Origin of the sequence: uncultured Microscilla sp. (assembly GCF_947493425.1) — a bacterium.
Classification (GTDB): domain Bacteria; phylum Bacteroidota; class Bacteroidia; order Cytophagales; family Microscillaceae; genus Microscilla.
Genome location: NZ_CANLRP010000100.1, coordinates 1 through 19,493, shown reverse-complemented (window position 1 = coordinate 19,493; position 19,493 = coordinate 1). Strand labels below are relative to the sequence as shown.

8 protein-coding genes and 1 riboswitch are annotated in these 19,493 nt (G+C 42.9%); of the genes, 1 reads left to right on the top strand and 7 read right to left on the bottom strand.

What is annotated here, in order from left to right; all coding sequences use genetic code 11:
- Nucleotides 1-59: 59 nt before the first annotated feature.
- From Q0954_RS21730 to Q0954_RS21705, 6 genes are read right to left on the bottom strand one after another with little or no spacing between them, the layout of a single operon-like run.
- A complete protein-coding gene (locus tag Q0954_RS21730) occupies nt 60-4,949 on the bottom strand; it encodes a hypothetical protein (RefSeq protein WP_299460338.1) in 4,890 nt (1,629 codons plus the stop codon).
- Between the two features lie 38 nt (nt 4,950-4,987).
- The gene (locus Q0954_RS21725; protein WP_299460335.1) at nt 4,988-5,740 is read right to left on the bottom strand and encodes a hypothetical protein; all 753 of its coding nucleotides are present in this window, start codon (nt 5,738-5,740) and stop codon (nt 4,988-4,990) included.
- Entirely contained in the window at nt 5,737-11,622 is a 5,886-nt protein-coding gene (locus Q0954_RS21720) for a hypothetical protein (RefSeq protein ID WP_299460333.1), read from the bottom strand. Before Q0954_RS21720 ends, Q0954_RS21725 begins: the two co-directional genes overlap by 4 nt.
- Before the next feature lie 9 nt (nt 11,623-11,631).
- On the bottom strand, nt 11,632-12,285 hold the full coding sequence (locus tag Q0954_RS21715) for a hypothetical protein (RefSeq protein WP_299460330.1): 654 nt from the start codon (nt 12,283-12,285) through the stop codon (nt 11,632-11,634).
- Nucleotides 12,282-12,818 (bottom strand): OmpH family outer membrane protein, encoded by a 537-nt coding sequence (locus Q0954_RS21710; protein ID WP_299460327.1) that lies wholly within the window; start codon nt 12,816-12,818, stop codon nt 12,282-12,284. Before Q0954_RS21710 ends, Q0954_RS21715 begins: the two co-directional genes overlap by 4 nt.
- A gap of 29 nt (nt 12,819-12,847) precedes the next feature.
- Nucleotides 12,848-13,603 carry a hypothetical protein gene (locus tag Q0954_RS21705; RefSeq protein ID WP_299460324.1) on the bottom strand — a complete coding sequence of 252 codons (756 nt, stop codon included), beginning with the start codon at nt 13,601-13,603 and terminating at the stop codon, nt 12,848-12,850.
- 498 nt (nt 13,604-14,101) lie between these two features.
- A riboswitch (SAM riboswitch) is annotated at nt 14,102-14,215 on the top strand.
- A gap of 429 nt (nt 14,216-14,644) precedes the next feature.
- On the opposite strand from Q0954_RS21705, the gene Q0954_RS21700 reads away from it, so the two are divergent.
- Nucleotides 14,645-15,643 carry an alpha-L-glutamate ligase gene (locus tag Q0954_RS21700; RefSeq protein ID WP_299460321.1) on the top strand — a complete coding sequence of 333 codons (999 nt, stop codon included), beginning with the start codon at nt 14,645-14,647 and terminating at the stop codon, nt 15,641-15,643.
- Between the two features lie 645 nt (nt 15,644-16,288).
- On the opposite strand, the gene Q0954_RS21695 is transcribed toward Q0954_RS21700, so the two are convergent.
- Nucleotides 16,289-18,979 carry a DUF4157 domain-containing protein gene (locus Q0954_RS21695; protein WP_299460318.1) on the bottom strand — a complete coding sequence of 897 codons (2,691 nt, stop codon included), beginning with the start codon at nt 18,977-18,979 and terminating at the stop codon, nt 16,289-16,291.
- Between the last annotated feature and the right edge of the window lie 514 nt (nt 18,980-19,493).

Genomic DNA, 19,493 nt, shown 5'->3' with positions numbered 1-19,493 from the left:
TATTTTGGATCATTTTTTTAGCCAACAGGCAAATATCGTCCTGTTGGCTTCTTTGTTACTTATTGTTGTTCAAACTCCTGTATCAAAGTTTTTACTCCCGTGGTAGGGTTTAGGTCAAACACCCGAACCATTTTTTTGGTCACGGTGGTGCCATTCTCTACCACTTCTTCGGTGGTCATTTCTACTATGCGTTGGGTCAGTGGCGACAAATGCTCTCCCATGGGCTTATTGGGCGAGGTCATGGAATTGTTGGCTTTGTCGGTATTGATTCCTTTTACTCCTTCGGGGTTGTCGTCCAGGGTAGAGGCAATGTTTTGTCCATTGCATACGGTAGGCACGTCAACCAGAGGCCCCATGGTGGTTACTTCCAAAAAACGCAACCATTCGAAATAACTAATGGTGGCTCCGGTAAAGTCCTTGATCACCATGTCTTCGCCCTTATAGTTTTTACTCCTCAGGGTAATGTTGTTGTCTTGTAATATTTCACTGTTTTGGTCTACACTTTTAGGTAAGTTAGTGCTTTGGTCGAGCGTTTGTTTTCGGTAATACATTTTGGCATCGCTCGCCCCGGTAGCATCTCCTCCGCCTACTCCATACTCAATCACAGGTACTTGGTAAGTCTTGGTTTCATCGTTTAGAAACTTGCACTCTACCACCTTGCGATGGTAAGAGGTGACCATAGCTCGGCGCTTGCACTCTTCTACCATGACCTCTACCAAGGTATTGATGTCTTCTTCTGATATTTGATCGTCATCGGTTTCATCACCTTTACAGTCTATAATTGTGTAGCATTTTTTCTTGAGGCTGTCTACCAACATTTTTCTAAACACCAATCGATTGGCATCGCAAAATCTGACTACGTCGTTGTTCATTTTATTGATTTGCAGCTCCACCATGGTCAAGTACCGTTCACCGTTTGGCTTTTTAAAACCGTTGTTTGTCAGGGTATAATATGCCGCTGCGTTCAAGGTAGTGTCAGGGTTGGCAATGTCCCAAAGTTTTACATCACCGCTCGGCTCTATATAGGTAGGCGCCGCAAAATCTTTCCCATCTATCATTGCCGGGTAAGTGCCCGTAACACCTCCTGATTTGAACTTGCGTATCATTTGCAAGTATACATCACGTTGGGTGGTTGTCCAGTCTTTGCTGGTAATGTCACAGGTTACTTCTCCAATGCCACAGTAATTGCATCCGTTAAAATCCTTATAACAAGTCAACACTTCCACCGTTTTTTTACTGTCCATGCGGTATTGAAAATACTTGAAGGCATACACTGGATCTAATATATAAGCAAACTTATTTTGAGAACCCATCATTACTCCCCAGGCACGATCGGGGTAATAGCCACGGTCTACACCATTGTATGTTTTAGCCCTGCGCTCTACGATTTGGGTAGAGTCTTGCAACATTTTTTGGTAGTATTCATCTACACTGCCCGTGCTGATTTGTTCGGCAGGCAAAGTAGCCAGTGTATCGCTTTTTAAAGGCATATGCGAACCTTGAGTAAAGTCTTGATCATCCAATATTTTGGCAAAACGATAGCCAGTGCAGTTCAAAAACGATTCGACCAAGTGTTGCTCATAGGCGATCTCTATTTTATTGTCGCTGTTGTTATTGGTACCAGCTCCGGTTTGTTGGTCACGCATTTTTTTACTCAGCTTGCTTTTCAAAATCCACTTCAAAAACCAACGTACCACTGGAATCTTGGGCAAGGCATCATCAAAAGCACTGTCATGTACGCCTGTATTGCCACCGCTGCGGTCATCTACTTCAGAAGAGACTCCTCCCGAACCTGCCTGATAGTTTACATCCACGCTGCCATCGGGGTTTACTTGTACTTTCAGCTTAGCAAGCTCCGACTGCCAACACTCCAGCAAGTCTTCGGCATAATACTGGGCAGTTTTACTGGCATCGCTGCTATGCACCTTTAGCTTTAAATCTTTGCCACAACCATCTTTGCGGGTTTCCAGTGTATCTGCTACCACCTGACCGTCTTTGTCTTTTCCGTTGGCATTGTAGGTATCGGTGAGCATGTGTTTAATCATTAAACTAAAAGTACCTGGCTCGTGCCATCCTTTCATAAAAGGGGCTAAAAACTTGTAGTAAATGTATTTCACCCGTTGTTTTACCTGGGCGTGCGTATACCCACCAAGCAAAGCTAACTCTGCGGGGTTTAAGTCATTTCCTAAATATATGTGGGAGGCTTCAAACTGAGCTTCGGTCAAAATCTGACCATTTCCTTTAGCAATTGCCTCGGCAATCACTGTAGGCAGGTCTGAAATATCTTCGGGCACTACCTTCCAGAAAAAGCTGTAAGCAAAGCCTTCCAGGTCGGGGTAAAACTCTGTCTTGCGTGACACAAACTGAATAAAAGGATTTACTTTATGTACTCCATCTCCTGTTTGGTCATTCAACCCATAGGTCATATTTTTAAAGTCAAACACCGTGGATAAATTGATAGGAATGCGCATGGTGCCACAACCTGGGTTGTTAATTTCTATGTCATACGGCTCCAGTAACTTGATGCCATGCTCTTCGCCAAAGAAAGTTTGTCCAGCGCCCAGCCCCAAATCACTGCCATATTTACTGTCTAACGATGCATAAGTGACTGTTCCGGTTTTTGCCTGATTCAAATCTTGCTCAAGCTCCTTTACCTTTGTAAAAAAAGTATCGATTTTACTATTACAGGTTACATCGTCCATCCACTTGGTAAGCAAGGCAATCAAAGGCTGGATACTGCCCGATATATTTGCCTGGTTGTTTAGCACCGATGGAGGTACTCGCTGAGAGCCCATCAAGCCAATGGGGGTCAGTTGTTTCTCGATCAGGTAACTCCCCGGCTGTAAGGTCAAGTTGGCAAACTCAACCGTAGTATTGCATACAGCATTGGCCGCCTGGCTGCTCAGCATGCTTCCATTGATGCTTCCCCAGCTTATTTGCCCAGCGGTAGCCGTAGTGGCAGTTGCCCAGTTGGTGGTAGTTTCGTCGTCTAATCTATGAATCAAAATAGTGACAGAAAACTTGCACCCGGTCAAGTCGGTACAAGTAGGCATGTACTTAAAGGTAAGCGGACTGGGATTGATCAGATGAATGCGCTTGCTTGCCACGGTTTTGTTAAAACTTTTATAGTGGGCATTGATGAGCAGTTTTTCGGTAGTAGTATCAACAACGGTACTATCAAGTGCTTTCATATTGGCTTGCTCCTGGTACGCCAAACAGGTGGCAATCACTTTACCTTCTTTAGAGGTGTAGCTGATACTTGCGGTACCATTTTGGTCAATGTTAATGGTTTTGATCACCGTGCTTGCTGCAGGTGCCTCATCGCCAAACAAACGAATTAGTTCAGTCTCGGTAGCGGTGGAGTAATATGTTTTCACCGTTTTGCCTCCCCCGCCAATCATGTGGGTTTTGCCTACCCCCGATTGCTCTTTTACTTTACCATCGGGCGAAAACAAGGTACGGGTAAAAGCGTAGCCTTCGGCATCAGGAATGTTGTTCTTTCCGGTATAATAGTTATAAGGATTGCCTGCACTTTGGTCTACTTTGGTAGGATTGCGGTAGTTCACATCTTTATCAAAGTGTTTGGGGCGGTATAACTTTCTATCTACTGGAGTAGTGCCTTGGGTTTTCACCAAATTTTCGTAGTACCCTTTCAAGCCTTGATTTTGCAGCGGGGCGGGCAAAGTGGCCATCACCGGGCGCCCGCTGTAATCGTACATTTGTTGGGTTACAATGGTTGTTTTTTTAGAAGGCAGATAGGTTTGGGTTTGCTTGACCTGGTTTAGTTTGTTGGCATAGGTAATGCTCTCGCTCGTGCGATTGCCTTCGGTAAAAGTTCGGGAATAAATAAAGCTCCGTCCTTTGGTCTCGTCGTTGTCGGTAAAATGAAAAACATTCAACTCTTTGCCGTCCTTGTCTTTGGGCTTGATCGTTCCATTTTTTAAATCCAACAATACCATAGTCCCCAACTTGGCGGGTACTTCGGCATGCGACCATTGCCCCCAGTTTTTGGCATTGGCAATGCCCCCTTTGTATTGAGTACCTATAGGGCGTACCCGCCATACATAGTACCCTGTGCCTTCGGCTAGAGTAAGCTGCACTGTTTTGTCACTGCTTTGGGTTTCAAGCGTCAAAGCGCGGTTCCAGTCTACTTCAGTCAACACAGCCGTTTCTTGTTTGATCCGATCTCTCAATGCCTCTACTGTAAGCGTGGTAGCATACTCGGTAGCAATGGTGCTTACCCAATTTGTCCATGCCAAACTATTGTTGTCAGGGTTGGCATAGTTGTGCAGCCGCAATACCTGTAATTGATAATTGGGCATGTGTTGGTCACTACTCCAGGTAAAGGTAGCCGTTTTGCCCGTAATAGCAGCCTTTAGGTTATTGGCTGCCACCCCTGCGGCTGTTATATTATACTCGATATCGTAACTTGCCACTACCCGCAAGTTTGCCTGCATTTCGGCAAGCGTAGTACTTTGCTGGGCAGGGGTTAGGGGCGTATTTAAAGGGAAAACAATTTTAGCCAAACCTACTACTACTCTAAATTGACTATAGTCAGGGTTTGCTTTGTTGATCTTATCAGTAAAATCAAAATGGTACAACCTTTCGGGCACCTTTTGGCTAATTTCCAACAGGCAAGTAGAGGTACAAAGGTTGTCTGATACCCCACTACTGTTTTCGCCAAAGACAGCTACGTCTACCTTGGCATCAAACCCTAAATCGCCATAAGTATAGGTTTCGCCCAGGTCTAATTGTACCTTTAACAAGGTTTTGGCAATGTTGGTGGTGGGATGGGTAGCAGGCAATAACAAAGTTTTGGTTACATTATTTGCTGGCTTCGCTATAACAGTATTTGTATAGTGCCCATTCTTATAGGTAGGCTGTTGTGCCCAGGCTAAGCCCGTGTATAGCAACAACCCTAGTATCAATAAGTATTTTGCTTGTCTCATGCGATTCAATGATTTGATCCTTACCAAAAGTTTCATGTTTAGTGATTTGTTTCTATAGAATACCCTCTAAACTTAGGCAAAAGCCGTTGTTGGCTGTTCATGACTGCTGCTTTGGCAGTAGTGGGCACATAGCCTTTATAATTAGGGTTCAGTTGTAGGTATACTATTTCCTGCCCTGCCAATGGGTGGGCGTTGGTAAACTTTACTACCTGTTTTTCAAGCTTTTGCTTTTGCATATCAAAAAAATAGGTAACAGTTTTTACCCTGAACTTTTTTTGTGCCTGAGCCGCTAAAGTGGTTGTAATCAACTTTATTTTTCGTCCCTTATACATCCCGTCTTTTACCGAGGTTACTGTACTTTGAGCAAACAGTTCTTTTTGCATTTGGGTTGTTTTTTTGGCATACGCCAAGTGTTGATTAAACACTCCTTTGGGAGTAGTTTTTTGCAAAATCAGTTTTTGGGGATGAAACACCTGAAACAACCACTCGCGATCTTGATAAATGCTTACCTGATTGGTTTCATAAATCAGTTGATGAGTACCCACAATCATCTTCACTTCTGCCTCTTTGTTTTCTACCTTTCCCTGGTACACCGCCAGGTTAGTTTTGGGTATCATCTTAATGCTCATTTGCATGAGGTAGTGCTGCCCTGGTTTAGGAAACTGCACCTTCTCCATTTTATTCATGAAGCTCTGCAACGCCTGATAATATTTGTTCCCAGGTTGGGCATTACCCTGGACTGTTGTCCAGAGTAATAGTCCTGTCAATAAAACTCTTACAATCACTTTCATTTTCTAGGTCGTTTGGGTTGGTTGTATTGGGTTTCCTGTACCGTTTTCATTCCTCGTTCGGTTTCAATCAAGCGACGAATGAGCTTGCCTTCATCATTGTATTGATAGTACAAACCAAAGTGCTCATCGTCAAACTGGGCAATCAGGCGTAACGACTTAAGGTCGTATACATAACAAGTGGTTTGAGCATCTACCGGCTGAAACTTTACATCATCTATTTTTAGGATTCCGACAAACGAAGAACTTACCTCCAGGTCAAACTCGCTGTAAGCAAACGAACTAAACGCGGCTCCTTCAATCTTTCCGCTAAACAACACCCATTCGCCTACTTGTGCTACCTTTTTGAGGGCATACTCATTGGCGCTGGTTTCACCGTTGTTCCCATCGGCTGCATTTCTTAACTTTACCTTGAGTTCATTCTGGTCATAATCGTGGTGTACCCACAGTTTTACGATGCCTCCTTTGGTTTCCAATTGGTTGGTTTTGATTATTTTGTCACCATTCACCAATAACCCTTTTTCGGTACTACTCAAGGCTTTGTGCGAGCGTCCGGAGTGCCCCTTGCTGGCAAAGCCTGGTCCTTCGAAGCCACTAAAATAAGTAGAGGCATATTGGGCGTTGCCTGCCACCATCGTAGGCAGTATTCCTTCATTGTCAAACCTTGCCGAGCTGTATATGCCCAAGGGGTTTTTCTCTTCCAATGCATTGCCATGTGGCGAATACATTGTCACTTCGGTAGAAGCAATCCACTTGTTGCCAAAAGTTGGTGGAGTTGCCACCCAATCGCTCGACGAAGGCAATGTTACACTCGATATTACCCCACCCTTATAAATCCGGTTATTTGTATTTACCCTGGGGTCAGACGATTGTACATTGTCACGGTAGGTATAGCTTTGGTGAGGTCGCCAGATTTTATCCAATGCGTTGATAATGTCGGCATCAGTCAAGCCATACTGCGCTTTTACTCCTGCCGAAGCATTGGTTGCCCAATTGTTCTTAAAAGTTTGAAAACCTACGCTGAGCACATTTTTATCCATGCGCCACTTCCCAGCTATTTTAAACGGGTTGCCTTCGGCACCGTAAGTCACTATAGAGCCTACCGATGCGCCCAATTGGTTAAAACGATCTTTTACTTGTCCTTTTTCGTACTTTCGCCCCAAGGCGGGATACTTCCACGAGGCAGGTACGGTCAAAGCATAAATTTCTCCGTTTAAATCCTGGCCATTGACCTTTACCGGGTTTGTTTCGGTAGAATGAAATCCGTCTAGTGTACGGGTCAATATTACCTCCCCGGTATGAGGATTAAAACCTACATTTTCGGTGGCGTTGGTTACCCCATCCTGAAAAGCACTGACTTTTTTCAAAATCACCGGATAACGAATGACTTTGGAAGTAACATGGGTGCTAATGCGCTGGGTAATGTACTCAAAACGCAAGGAAGGCGATACGTAAATAGGCAGTGGAGGTACAATAAATGTGGCCGAAAGGTCTACTGACAAGTCAGCGCTAATATTCCGGTTGCGCGCCGAACGACGCTCCATCGTAATATCGATCTCTTTGCCAGGCACTTCCCAAGTTACATCGCCATTGGGCTGTAGCATACGAATTTTTTCGCCAGGTTCGTAATACTCATAGGTTTGTCCGGCAAACTTTTTCACTGCTTCAAGTGCTTGCCCGGTATACGTACCCATGTAGCTCGCCACTTGCTTGATTTGCCCGTGCATTTGGTTAATAATGAAACGATAACCCTGGGTAAGGTGCACCTGAGAATTGGAGTAATAAAATAGCCCCAATGGTATGGTGGTGTTAGTCATACGCTTTCGGTCTTCGCCCAAACTGGTATGGTCTACCCCCTTTTCCTGGATGTTCTTAAAATCCTTATTTTCAGTGGTGTAAGTATATATTTTGTCATAAGGGTAGTCTTTGGCGGTATAATAGTCATTGACCGAAAAACCAGTCCCGGTTTTGCCTTTATGAATGCTTTGTACAATGACCCTTGAGTGCCCCACCGAAGCGCCAGGCAATAACGACTCACCCAAAGGCCCTTCAAACTGCTTTCTGTCCAGTCCGGCGGTGAGTCGGCTATACCATTGCTGCCCCTTGCGTGGCAGGTAACGTACCAAGGGGTTTTCTTCGCGGGCAGTGCTGGGCTCGTTGGTAGCCACTCCACTGCTTATTTTTTGCTTAAAGTTACCGCTTCCATCCAACAAGAAATCTTCATAAATAAACTCTTGCCCATACAGGTTGGCATCTCCGTTTTCTATACCCGCATCATACATCAACAATCGTTTTACCCTTACTCCTCCTCCTTTTTTGGCCTTAATCATAGGAATTTTAAGGTAAGACAGTTCCTTACCCAGGGTACGCCCCACATCTTCTTTTTTGGGAATACTTTCGTCAAATGTAGATTTGATCAAACCCGCAATTTGGTTATTTACTGTAGTAGCTGAGTTTAAAATATTACCATTGGCAAGCTCTTTTCGGTTGTCATATACATGTTTGCCAAATGGCTTTCTCCCTTCACAATCGAAGCCGTGGCGTTGGGTAGTATAAAAATCGTAACAAGCCTGACGTGGCACTGACGCTCTTCCGTTGTCATCCGTTACCCCGTTTAAGGTAATGCGTATGCCTGTGCTTCCTTCCCGGCTAACGCTGCCCACGGCTGCATACCCAGTGACATATTCCGAGTTACAGTCGTTCAACACAGGTACCCCAGGACCATACAGGTTGTACAAAAACTTGAAATAGATTTTTTCGCCATTGGTCACAAAATAATCTTGCATCAACGCCACTTGCTGGTCTATCTCGTTGGCAAAGTCAGGGCTATTGGGGTCAAGTCCCAAACTAGTGGCATCTATCACATAGCTTGGGGTCAAGCTATAATTTTTGAGCATCAGGTGACTATCGTTCGCCTCTTTTAGTGGAGCCATAGTCATTGGGCGGCGGTTCTGCACAAAGCTATAGTCTTTTTGTTCGTACTGCACCAATATTTCCCCTCCAGAGGGTAGCTTAATTTGCTTGAGTTGCCAGGCGGCAGGGTCAAACGTATGATAGTCAGCGGTGGTTCTTGGCTTTTGATCTATCCACGGCATTTTCTTTAGCTTTCTGTTTTTGCCATCAAACTGAATGTTCCCCCAAGGGCCTAAATAGTAAGGGGTATAATCAGGGTTTTGAGCGTACTCTCCGTGCTTATCGCTCATTTCATTCACAATGGCGCCGTACTCGTCTCTTACTTCTTTGGCAAATTCATTTTTCACCTTGTATTTGTATACAAACTCATAAGGCGCAGTTTTACCGCTTGATATGCCCCCAAACTCAAACCATACTTTCTTCAAAGTAAGTTTGCCTGAAGTAGTACTTGTTTTTTGACGAGGAAAAGAACCATCGTCACTATTGGGTACATTTTGCACCAGGCTATAGTCATAGGCAAAGTGTACCACTTGTAGTGGTTTGTCCAGCTGCTTTTTAGAAAACAACACAATTTTTTCAAGGTACTCTAACCTTTCTTCACCTTTTACTGGCTGATTGTTTGTACCTTTTACCGATGCCGGGTCACTGTCACTACTCAAGTGTTTTGCTCCCAAACCATCCTTGCGCACATTGCCCGACCCCTGGATATAGGGAGAGTTGGCGTCTACCCCACCTGCTACTCCGCTCCAACGGCTGGCGTCGCTCGCATTGGTGACAAAATAGGCGATGTGGGTTTTGGTTTCTACGGCCTTTAGGTAATACACCTCTTTTTCGCCAGTAGAGAGGGTACCAGTACGGCTTTTTTTGTCCGAGTTTTGGTTTTGATCGTAAAACAAGCCATTATAAGGAATCCTCCATCGGTACCAGGGAGCTCCGGTACCTGCCCCATATTTTTTATGGTAGTCAAACTTTGTCCATCCGCCAAAATCTTTAGCATCAGGTCCGTCGTTGCCCACATCTACATAATCTGGAGTGTTGATAGAAGTAAGCAAATAATTAGTAGCATAAGGCATTGGGCGTATTTCGCCTACTACCTTGGCGTTGGGGTAGTCATGCACCGAAGAACTGTCCAAGTCCAGGTTATATTTTCCTCCTGTTTGCTCCAAAGCAATTGGGCGGTAAGCCAAAAATTCACTGTTGCCTATTTGGGTATTCGCCGAGGTGGCGTCTATCTGAAAGTTGCTGGTATTGCGGTTAAACACGGGCACCCCGTATACATAGCGCACCCCGTTTTTGTTGGTTACCTCCAATTCGGTAATGGCCTCAGGGTTCGACGCCGTCACGTTGTTGTCCAGCCCGGTTATCCGGGTGTAATCAAATGTTGGATCCGATTTTTTGTGATAGTTGATGTAAGAAGAGTTAGAGAGTTTGTCGATGTTGAGGTGAGTAGTAAACTCTGTTGGCACATTGACTTTTTTACCACTGCTAATGTTGGCAGTAGACAAGTTGGTATTACCGGTAACGGCATTGGCAGGCGTATACTCTACACTACCCGCTTTGTCGCCGTTGAACCTGAACACCCCCTGTTGGTCAAAGCTTAAGGCATTGGTAGTAGCACTTCTTTTTCTCCAGTCGGTGATTTCGGTTTTTTGGTCGCCTAAACCAATGGTTACTCCTACACCTACGGTTACCCCTACATTAAAGTCTATGCCCAGGTTGCGTTTTTTAGTCCTGCTTTTGACATAGCGAGGCAAGAAATGCCCTATTTTTTTCTGGTAATACCTAAATCCTCCTCCTACACCTTCACCATTGATCATGTATTGGTCGGCATTGTTGAAAGGAATCCCCAGGTACACATCTCGTTTGCTATAAGGGGTGCTTTTTTCTACATAATAATCGTTGCGTTGGTCTTGTTGGCTGGTACTGTGCATGTAGCCATTCACGGTTTCGTCGCTTGACTCTTTGTGGGTATAAATAGAAAATACCCCTTTGGTAGTCACGTCCATTCCTACCGGCACATTGCCAGGGGTACCAGTAAGCCCCGCTTCCAGGCTATAATTGGTCGCATCGAACTCTTCAACGTTGGCATTTGGTATATTTTCGGAAAAAGAATACATGGCAAAACTGGTACTCAAACGAGCAGAGGTTAAGTCAGACAATGCTCGGTTTTTCTCTGTTCTCAAAATTCTATTCCAACTCCAGACTTTGTGAACCTGTCCAGGAAATACAAGTTTTTCTCCCCTAAACAACGCCATAGGGTTTATACCAAACCCCCAGGTAGTTCCTTGCGCCCCAGATTGCATATTGAAGCTTGCTACCCCAAAAGCGTTGCCCCCAATGCCATAAAAGGCAGCCAACCCAGTGTAACTATTGTAGCGTAAAGTTCGCAGGTAATTTGCTTGTATCTTCACTCTGTCTATATCTGGCACTTCCTTTACAATACTTGTGGCAGGAATGCTCTGTTTCTTGTCCAGAGCATTGTTTGACTTCTTTTTTTTCAATACCTTCTTAGTACCAAAATACTTAAGCCCGGTAGCCAAAGTACCACTGGTGGTCCAGTTGACAGGCATCTTGTTGTATTGCTTTATGGGAGCACTTTTGTAATCATCAGGAAAGCCACGCACATTGCGATTCACCGAGCCGGGGTTGAGTGTCCAGCCGTAGCCCACCCACGAAGCTTCTTCTTCAGAGTTGGCGCCACTATGGTAAGCCAACGACATGGCATACCCCCCTCCGTCGGGTCCGGGAATTTGCAACACCGGCAAGTTATAGGTAAAGTCGCCCGTAAAAGTATTGACCATATTGGTCGTGGCCACAGGCTCGAAACTGGCAAACTCCGGCGACGAAGGACCAGAGGTAAGGGCAAAAGCTGCCCCGGCAAATATGGTATCCACCACTATGTTGAACGCCAGAAATAACGACGTTACACGTATGATTTTTTGCTTGAATTTTTTGATTTGTTTCCGTTTCATTGTATCACTTTATTTATGCAGGTAGCTTACCTGTGGTATATTGTCTAAGTCGTTGGTATTGAATACAAAATGATGAATTCCTGTTTCAAAAAGTTGATCGGTAAAAGTAATGTCTAGTTTTTTGGCTTTTTTTAATGCCCGCTTGCTTGCCTCATCACCCGAAAACACCAGGTAAATATTACGACCTTTGGTCAGGCTATAGGTATTTTCCATGTTGGCAATGACAGGCTTCATTACTTTGTTGCCTGCCTTTAGGCGAATGTATTGTGCCATGTTAAAGTTCATTTCCATTGCTCGTTGCTTGTAGGCGCTATAAGAGTTGGCATCTTTGTACAAGATATCCTGTACCGAGGCTTTGTCTCCCTCACTGCTCAAGGTAAGGTTTAGAAGAAAAGTACGCCCGTTTTTGTACTGAGCCAGCAAGCTGTCTACCACCTTGCGGTTTTTGTACTTTCCTCTCAATTCTTTGCTTACCAGCAACTCTGGGGGCAAATACTTCATGCTGAGCTTCACTTGCCCCACGGTTTTCTTTTTTATCAATCCATTGTCGGCATTGTGCACCCACTTGTATAGGGCAGCCTGCGACTTGATCACTTGTTGGCAGTTGGTAAAACAGCATAAACACCCCACCCAAGCCATTAGATAAACTAAACTCCGTTTCATTGTTTGTAACTTTTGTTAAGTGCAGTCAATACTTCTTCTGTAATGTCCAGGGCTTTGTCACCATACATTAGGTTGCCTGTATTGGTAGTACCCAGTACCATACTATAGCCTTTTTCTTTGGCGTATTGCTCTACAAAACTATTGATCTGTTTCACCGCTCCTCCAAAAAGTTTTTGCTCCTTGTTGGCTGCTTTTTTTTGTATGTTCAACTGGTACCGGTCCAGGTCTGCTCTTCTTCGCTGCATTTCTACCTGCAGCTGCTTCAGCTGTTGATCATTCAAGCTGTTTTTTTGGTGGCTGATAAAGTTCATCGTGGCATTTACGCGTTTCTCTAGGGTGTCTGCTCCTATTTTCCACGCAGTTAACTGCTTGTTGTATTGCAACTGTGCTTCTTTTACTCCTAAGTATTTATCCATGAGTTCGGCAGAACGTACATAAGCAATCCGGTGATTTTGGGTGGGCTGTAGTGCCAGGTAACCGATTACTCCTAATAAGAGGAGTAGGTTAAAAATAACGAGTATTTGGTTTTTCATTTTGAGACAATGGGTTTTAATGGATTGCTTTATTTAGCTGTAAAATTTACTTGAAAGGTTTTCCCCTCAGGCGTATTTACTTTCAATACATAAATCTGATGTCGAGTGCGTTTTTTTCTAAACGCAGCATACTTTCGCAAAGGAATGATGTACTGTCCCTCTGCATCTTTGGCTTTTACTGGAACAACACGATGATTGGTAATACTTTCGCCTTGTTTATTAGTAATGGTAAATTGAAGCGCTCTTACTTCCTGATGGTTTTGGGCAGCCAGGTTAAACCGTAGTTTGTAATCGTTTACTACATAAAACTGTTGGCTACCAGGTTGTTCGGTCAATAGCGTGATGCACGTAGTAGGGCGGGGTTTTTCAAGTTGAAAACTGTATACTTCGCTGGCTAGTTTACGAGGAACTGATGATTCGTTGACACCTACATAATAAGTAGCAATTACTTGCCAGGCATACACTTTGCCTTTGGTAAGGGCAGGTGCTGACGCCGGGTAAGTAAAAGTAGGCAGGCGCAGGTATTTTTTTGTAATCAATGGTGGGTTTGCCTGAATAGCTGTTTGAGGCGATTGACCTTCCATTGTTTCTACAAGTTTGAACTCATAAGTAGCAGTATATTTTTGTGGATATAGTGGCATCCAGCTAAATGTAGGAAACATATGTTGAACGACTTGCTCTTTGGCCGGGAAAACCGGACGTGGTGCCGATACTGTACCCAGCTGGGCATAAGTAATTTGGGCACATAGCCCTATTAATAATATGATAGCAGATAATGATCTCATGGGTGTTTTTTTAGTCAATCTCACCTAATAATTTGTTACAATATTATTGATCCAATTATAGCCTTTGGAACCCCAAGAGGCGTATGTTTTAGATATACCAAAGTTTTGTAGCGTCGATGGACATTTTTTTTTACTTTTTTTCAAAAACATACATCACTTGTTGCTAAAAAAGGAATTTCACTAACATCAGACTAACGGTTTGCTCACTTAACAAAGCTGCTATAAAAGGCTGTAAGGGTTGTTTATCAGATCGGCAGGAGCTATCAAATCATTCAAAAACAGGGAGATGGAAGATTATAAAAAAAATACCATCGTTAAAGAACTGTTAAAGCCTTTGTAAAACGAATCTTTGTGCCCAACCAACCAGTTATTCGTACAAGTAATATTTAGAAGGCGTAGAATCAAATTTGAAAAAAACATCGAATATTTTTACGAGAAGTTTGGTTTTTAAAAATCGCTGCCATACATTTGCATCATCAGTTCACTTCACGGAGAATTGATTTATTGAGAAGAGGTGAGAGAACAGGCTCCTAGACCCTCTGGCAACCATCATCAACTACTGAGAACGGTGCCAAGTCCTGCCCCAAGTATAATGAATGGGAAAAATAAATTAATTATCATTATGACAACACAGAAATTTAAATCTTACGCAAACACTCCACAAACAAACGGAGTATACACATCCAAAAGCGCTCATCGAGCCCTCACTCACCATTCAATTTTCGCAAATTGTTGTTGCTGTTGCTGTTGTTGGTAAACACTAAAAACCAATACACCATTAAATGCAGCAAATTACTTTTTGACTTCCAGGTAACGCCTTTGTAGTAAAGGTATGCCACCTCTCACAAAATTTGCTAGTTATTTTCCGGTTCTCCAAAACACCGAAACCTTTTCTTACCAAGGAAATAAAGTTTCGCACATTTGGTTATAACAATCATATATTAGAATGATTGTTTCTCAAATACAATAAAATTATATCAAAATTTAAATGTGCCAACTGCTAAAGTAGATACATTAAACACACTACAAACACTGAATACAATGGAACTCAGAACTAGAAATAATACCCAACATATACAGCCAAAAGTTTACATTTTACACGAAAATAATGAATGGTTTGAGCCTTTAAAAGAAGAGTTGGAACTATTGGGGGTGCCCTACGAAAGTTGGTTTATCCACGAAGGGCGCATTGACCTTACTCAACCACCCCCTGAAGGCATATTTTTTAGCCGAATGAGCGCTTCATCACATACCCGCAACCATCGATTTGCCATTGAGTTTACCGAAACGATTCTGGCTTGGTTAGAAGCCCACGGACGGCGGGTGATCAATGGAACGGCGGCTTTGAGGTTGGAAGAAAGCAAAGCCAAACAGCACATTACGCTACAGCAACACGGCATTAAAACTCCCCAAACCTACGTGGTAAGTGGCAAACAAGCGGCGCTGGATGCTGCCCGCAAATTGGGCAATGCTCCTTTTATTGTAAAACCCAACCGTGGTGGCAAGGGTTTGGGGGTGCAATTGTTCAACTCGCTTAAGAGTTTTGAGCTTGCCTTGGACGATTATCTCAATGTGTTGGCGTCGGTAGACGGTATTTACCTTATTCAAGAATATATCAAGCCCCAAGGTGGACACATCAATCGGGTAGAGTTTATAAATGGGCAACTTTATTATGCGGTTGAAGTGGACACCTCTCAAGGGTTTGAGCTTTGCCCTGCCGATGCTTGCAACAACCGGGCGCTGGAAAATGGGGGCAAGCCTAAAGAGAAATTTAAGATTATAGACAACTTCCAACATCCTTATTTGGGGCGTTTCGAGCAATTTTTACAAAATAATCAAGTAGAAGTTGCCTCTATAGAATACCTAGAGTCTGAAGAGGGGGAGTTTTATGTATACGACATTAACACGAACACTAATTATAATAGACGTGCCGAGCAAAAGTTTACCAACGGAGCTTTGAAAGGCACCCGCAAAATAGCGGAATTTTTATTTGATGAATGGAGCAAAATTAAGCAGCTTGAATTAGCGACAAGCTTTTAGCGATAAGCGACAAGCGAAGCGGAACAATGAGCGAAGCGACAACAGTTAAGAGCTTTGCTCTAACAATAACCAACAATTCCAGCAATCAGCGCCGCGGAACAATAGAATTACTAGTGCATTGGGGATTAAATAAATATATTATTTATTCGAGGGTATTTTGTTTGCTGACGCACTTCAAAAAGTGCGCATAGCCAAAGCTACGTAAGCTTTTTGAAGTAAAGTAAGCGGGCTAAATACTCCGAATAATATGATAGGAATTTAGTTTCCAGTGCACTAGTTTTCGGTCAACCATGCCGTTCTAAATATAATTTTACAAAGCACTATAAATATAATTTACTTAAGAACACTATAAAATAATGAACATTACAACACTTATGAACACAGTGGTGCACTACCCAGCTTAGGCTGGGTTGCACCCAATAGTTTAGCCCAACAACCATGTTACGTTTAGATTTCCTTAGACTATGAACACTCATCCGGATGCCTGTTAGCATTGTACTATTCCTATGATAGAGTTTAGAGTTTAACTTTTGATTAGATGGAATGTAGAAAGTCAATGAACAAAACTGAGCGGTTTTATCGCTCAGTTTTTTTTGTTTGTTATAAAAAACACCCGAAGAGTTGGCTTCGGGTGTACATAAGAAATTAAACTATTTTATAAGTAACTTTTCGGGCAAAGTTGGCTGTTTGCCATTCTGGATCACTTACAATAACCACCTTCTTATCTCTATCTTGTCCTCTCTTGATTACCCATTCGCTGCCAGTTTGGTCAATGGCCTCCCTGAACGGAGCCCTGGCTTCTTTTGATGTATCACCCACTATCCACATCATTACTTCAGTAATGCTACGCTTAAGGACAGGCTCTTGCCTTCTTTCTACTCTATCGCAACCTGTCCCCACTTCTGTAATTTCAAACTGTCCACATTCTCCCATCCAACTAGGTATGTCTATGCTTTGAGATACTCCATTGTATTTAGCCCTGAACCACTTCGAGTAGTGCTTCATCCTATATATTTGACCAGCCTGCAGTTGAGAAGACTTTCCTTCATCATGTAGGTTGAATATTTCTGTTGCAGAGTTATTTAGTTTTGCTAAAGGAATATACAAGTCTTTGTACTTGGTAGTATCAAACAAATCACCGTTAGAGTCACCACGTAACTGTGAATATTCCATGCTCACTATAGAGTTAGTAATATGGAACGAAGTAGTGGTCTCTTGCATGTGTTCACCCATGCGTTGCTCGAAAGTTTCGTTGTTGGTGGCTTCGTGTACCTCCCACTGTAATAAGTTTTTGGTATCTGTTAAACTATCTGTATCGGCAATAGATAACACATATTTTTGCAAAGCAGCCCCTAAATTAGATTCGCTTGCGATATGTTCTCTGATAATATCATTTTGCATAATCTTGGTAGAATTGAGACCTGCATAGGTTTCATACATTTGGGTAGAATCATCTTGCCCTACCATCAACAACAAAGAGTGATTGTTGTAGTTAGTGAGTTTAACTATTTTCTTTTTGCTCTTACAGCTTTCTACTTGCTTGGTTATTTTAGTAATTACCTCCTGGGCTATCTCCTGAGATTGTACCCTGCTTTCGTTTTTAAACTTTCGACGACTCGACATCAACTTAAGGATACGTTGGGCATCGTCGTGGCAAGCAGCCTGACCAAATATACCATCTATGTTTTCCATGGTCTTGGCAACACCCACTACCCTTCCAGCAGAATCTCCGGCATTGTCTGAATCTATTCCTGCAATTTCATTGAATATATCTTGCCCTGATTTTATCATCAGGTTATACGCCAAGCGTCCTTGTACATCTCGTCCTTCTTCGTGTATCTTTTGTTGGGTCTGTCGGGCAACCCCTTGTTGCGCTATCTTCATGTTATTGCGCCTCTCTTGACCTTGACGGAATGTAGGATTTAATTTTCTATCCATCACGTTAAATTCAGCCAGACGATTACGAGCAAGAATAAGAGATTTTGCTGCTCCTCCCCATACTCGAGCCGTTTTTTCTCGTTTTTGTGCCAGGCGTATCCTGACATAGTCTTGAAAATTTCTGGCGCCATACAGTAGCTTGTCAAGCTCCTCTTGTTTCATGTTTTTTGATTTTTGTATCTGATCCCAGTGATCTTTGATATCTCGCATGGCATCATTACTAATCAACTTTTTATCATTGATTAACCTCGTAATTTCTTGTTCAAGCGCCTCTGTGTCTCTAATAGTCGATATTTTCTTGAATTGATACCCAGGGTAAGATGACTCAAAACCTAATTTAATATTTTTATAATTTGCTTTTGCCATAGTCAAAGAATCGGTACGCAGAGACCTTTCATCTAGCTGAAGAAGCCTACCTAGCCCTGTCATATCCGTTCTTAATACTTTGGTAAATGTATTTTTTACCTGTTGGGTGCTCAGTTCTGTCCCAGAGTCTACTCGCCTGGCAAACTCTGTATCTTGCTCTTCTTTTACCCTGTTTTGTTTTAACCGTTTTTCTTTCCTTTTGCTTTGCTGTTGGTCTAATTCATAAGACTCGTTTTCTGATAACGTTACATCTTTCTTATCTTTTATGAACACATAGTATTGAATATCTTTCCATACCTTTTTATTCATGGTAAGTTCCATACTATAAATCCAAGGTTCAAAATCATGCGTCTCGTCATCATTGAATTTTGCTTTGAATTCTTCAAGCCCAGATTTATCTTTGAGCATTTCTATAATTTTGTTTGCCGCTTGTTGTGACAAATCGGTGCCATTGTCATACTCAAATTTTCCTTGCACTGGTGCCCCTTGCTGGGTATTGCCCACTGACGATTTCATCGTATTGTTTTGCTTCATTTGGGTAGGTTGCATACTCATTGCCTGGTCGCCAATGTCGTCCACTTCTTTCTCTAGCTTGGGGTCGTTGTTAATGCCTATGCCATTGTTGCCTTGAATGGTAGGCTGTACCCTTCCCTGGGCTTGTTGGCCAATGTGGGCGAGTTCGTGCCCCAAGTGCTTTTCTTTGCCAGGGGCTATTTCTACAGTATTGCCCTGGGCATAGGCTTCGGCTTTGAGCTGGGCGGGTTTGCCAGAGTTATAGTTTACCTTGGCTTGGGTTACATCTACCCCCATGATATTACTCACGTTGGCTTTTACTTGCGCCTCGTTTACATTGCCGCTGCTTTTGCTACTACCAGTGTTGCGTTGTATGGGGCGTTGTTTTGCTTGTATGGGAACCTGTTTTGCCTGCACGGGAGCTTGTTTACTTTGAATAGGAGGCAAGTCACCTTGCGATGATTTTATGGCGCTTGCTGCTTTGTTTTGCACCACCTCTGACGATTCTTTTTTTTGCACAGTAGGTTGATTTTGGAAAGACTTGTCAGATAGGGCAAAACATAAGCATAAACCGTTTAATTACGCTTTTTCAAAAATAGGCGCCAATGCTCAACACATGATACAACAAAGGGTTGATAACAGCGCGTTATCAACCCTTTGTTGTTATATTTTGAAGTTATATATCAAAGTCGTTAGTACCTCAACCTCTAAATATCTGATACATTATTTCGGCGATATTCGCACCCTGACTTTACTTAAAAAATATCGAGTAACTAAGGTTCCGATATGCATCGAAATTCAAAAAGCGAACGATGCTAATTTCCTGTGGGATAAATTTTGAAGTTCGTCAGAGAACAAATCTCATCCAAAATAAATAGTGCATTTACTTAGAGGATAAGATACTAGAGACTTCTTTTGTAGAGTGGGCAACACCCGAATGCATCCTTCGGGTGTTTTCTTAGGAACGATGCAAAAATAAAGTTCTATAGTTTAAGGAAATATTTTTTGGTCAGGCGAGGTCAAAAAACGCGGC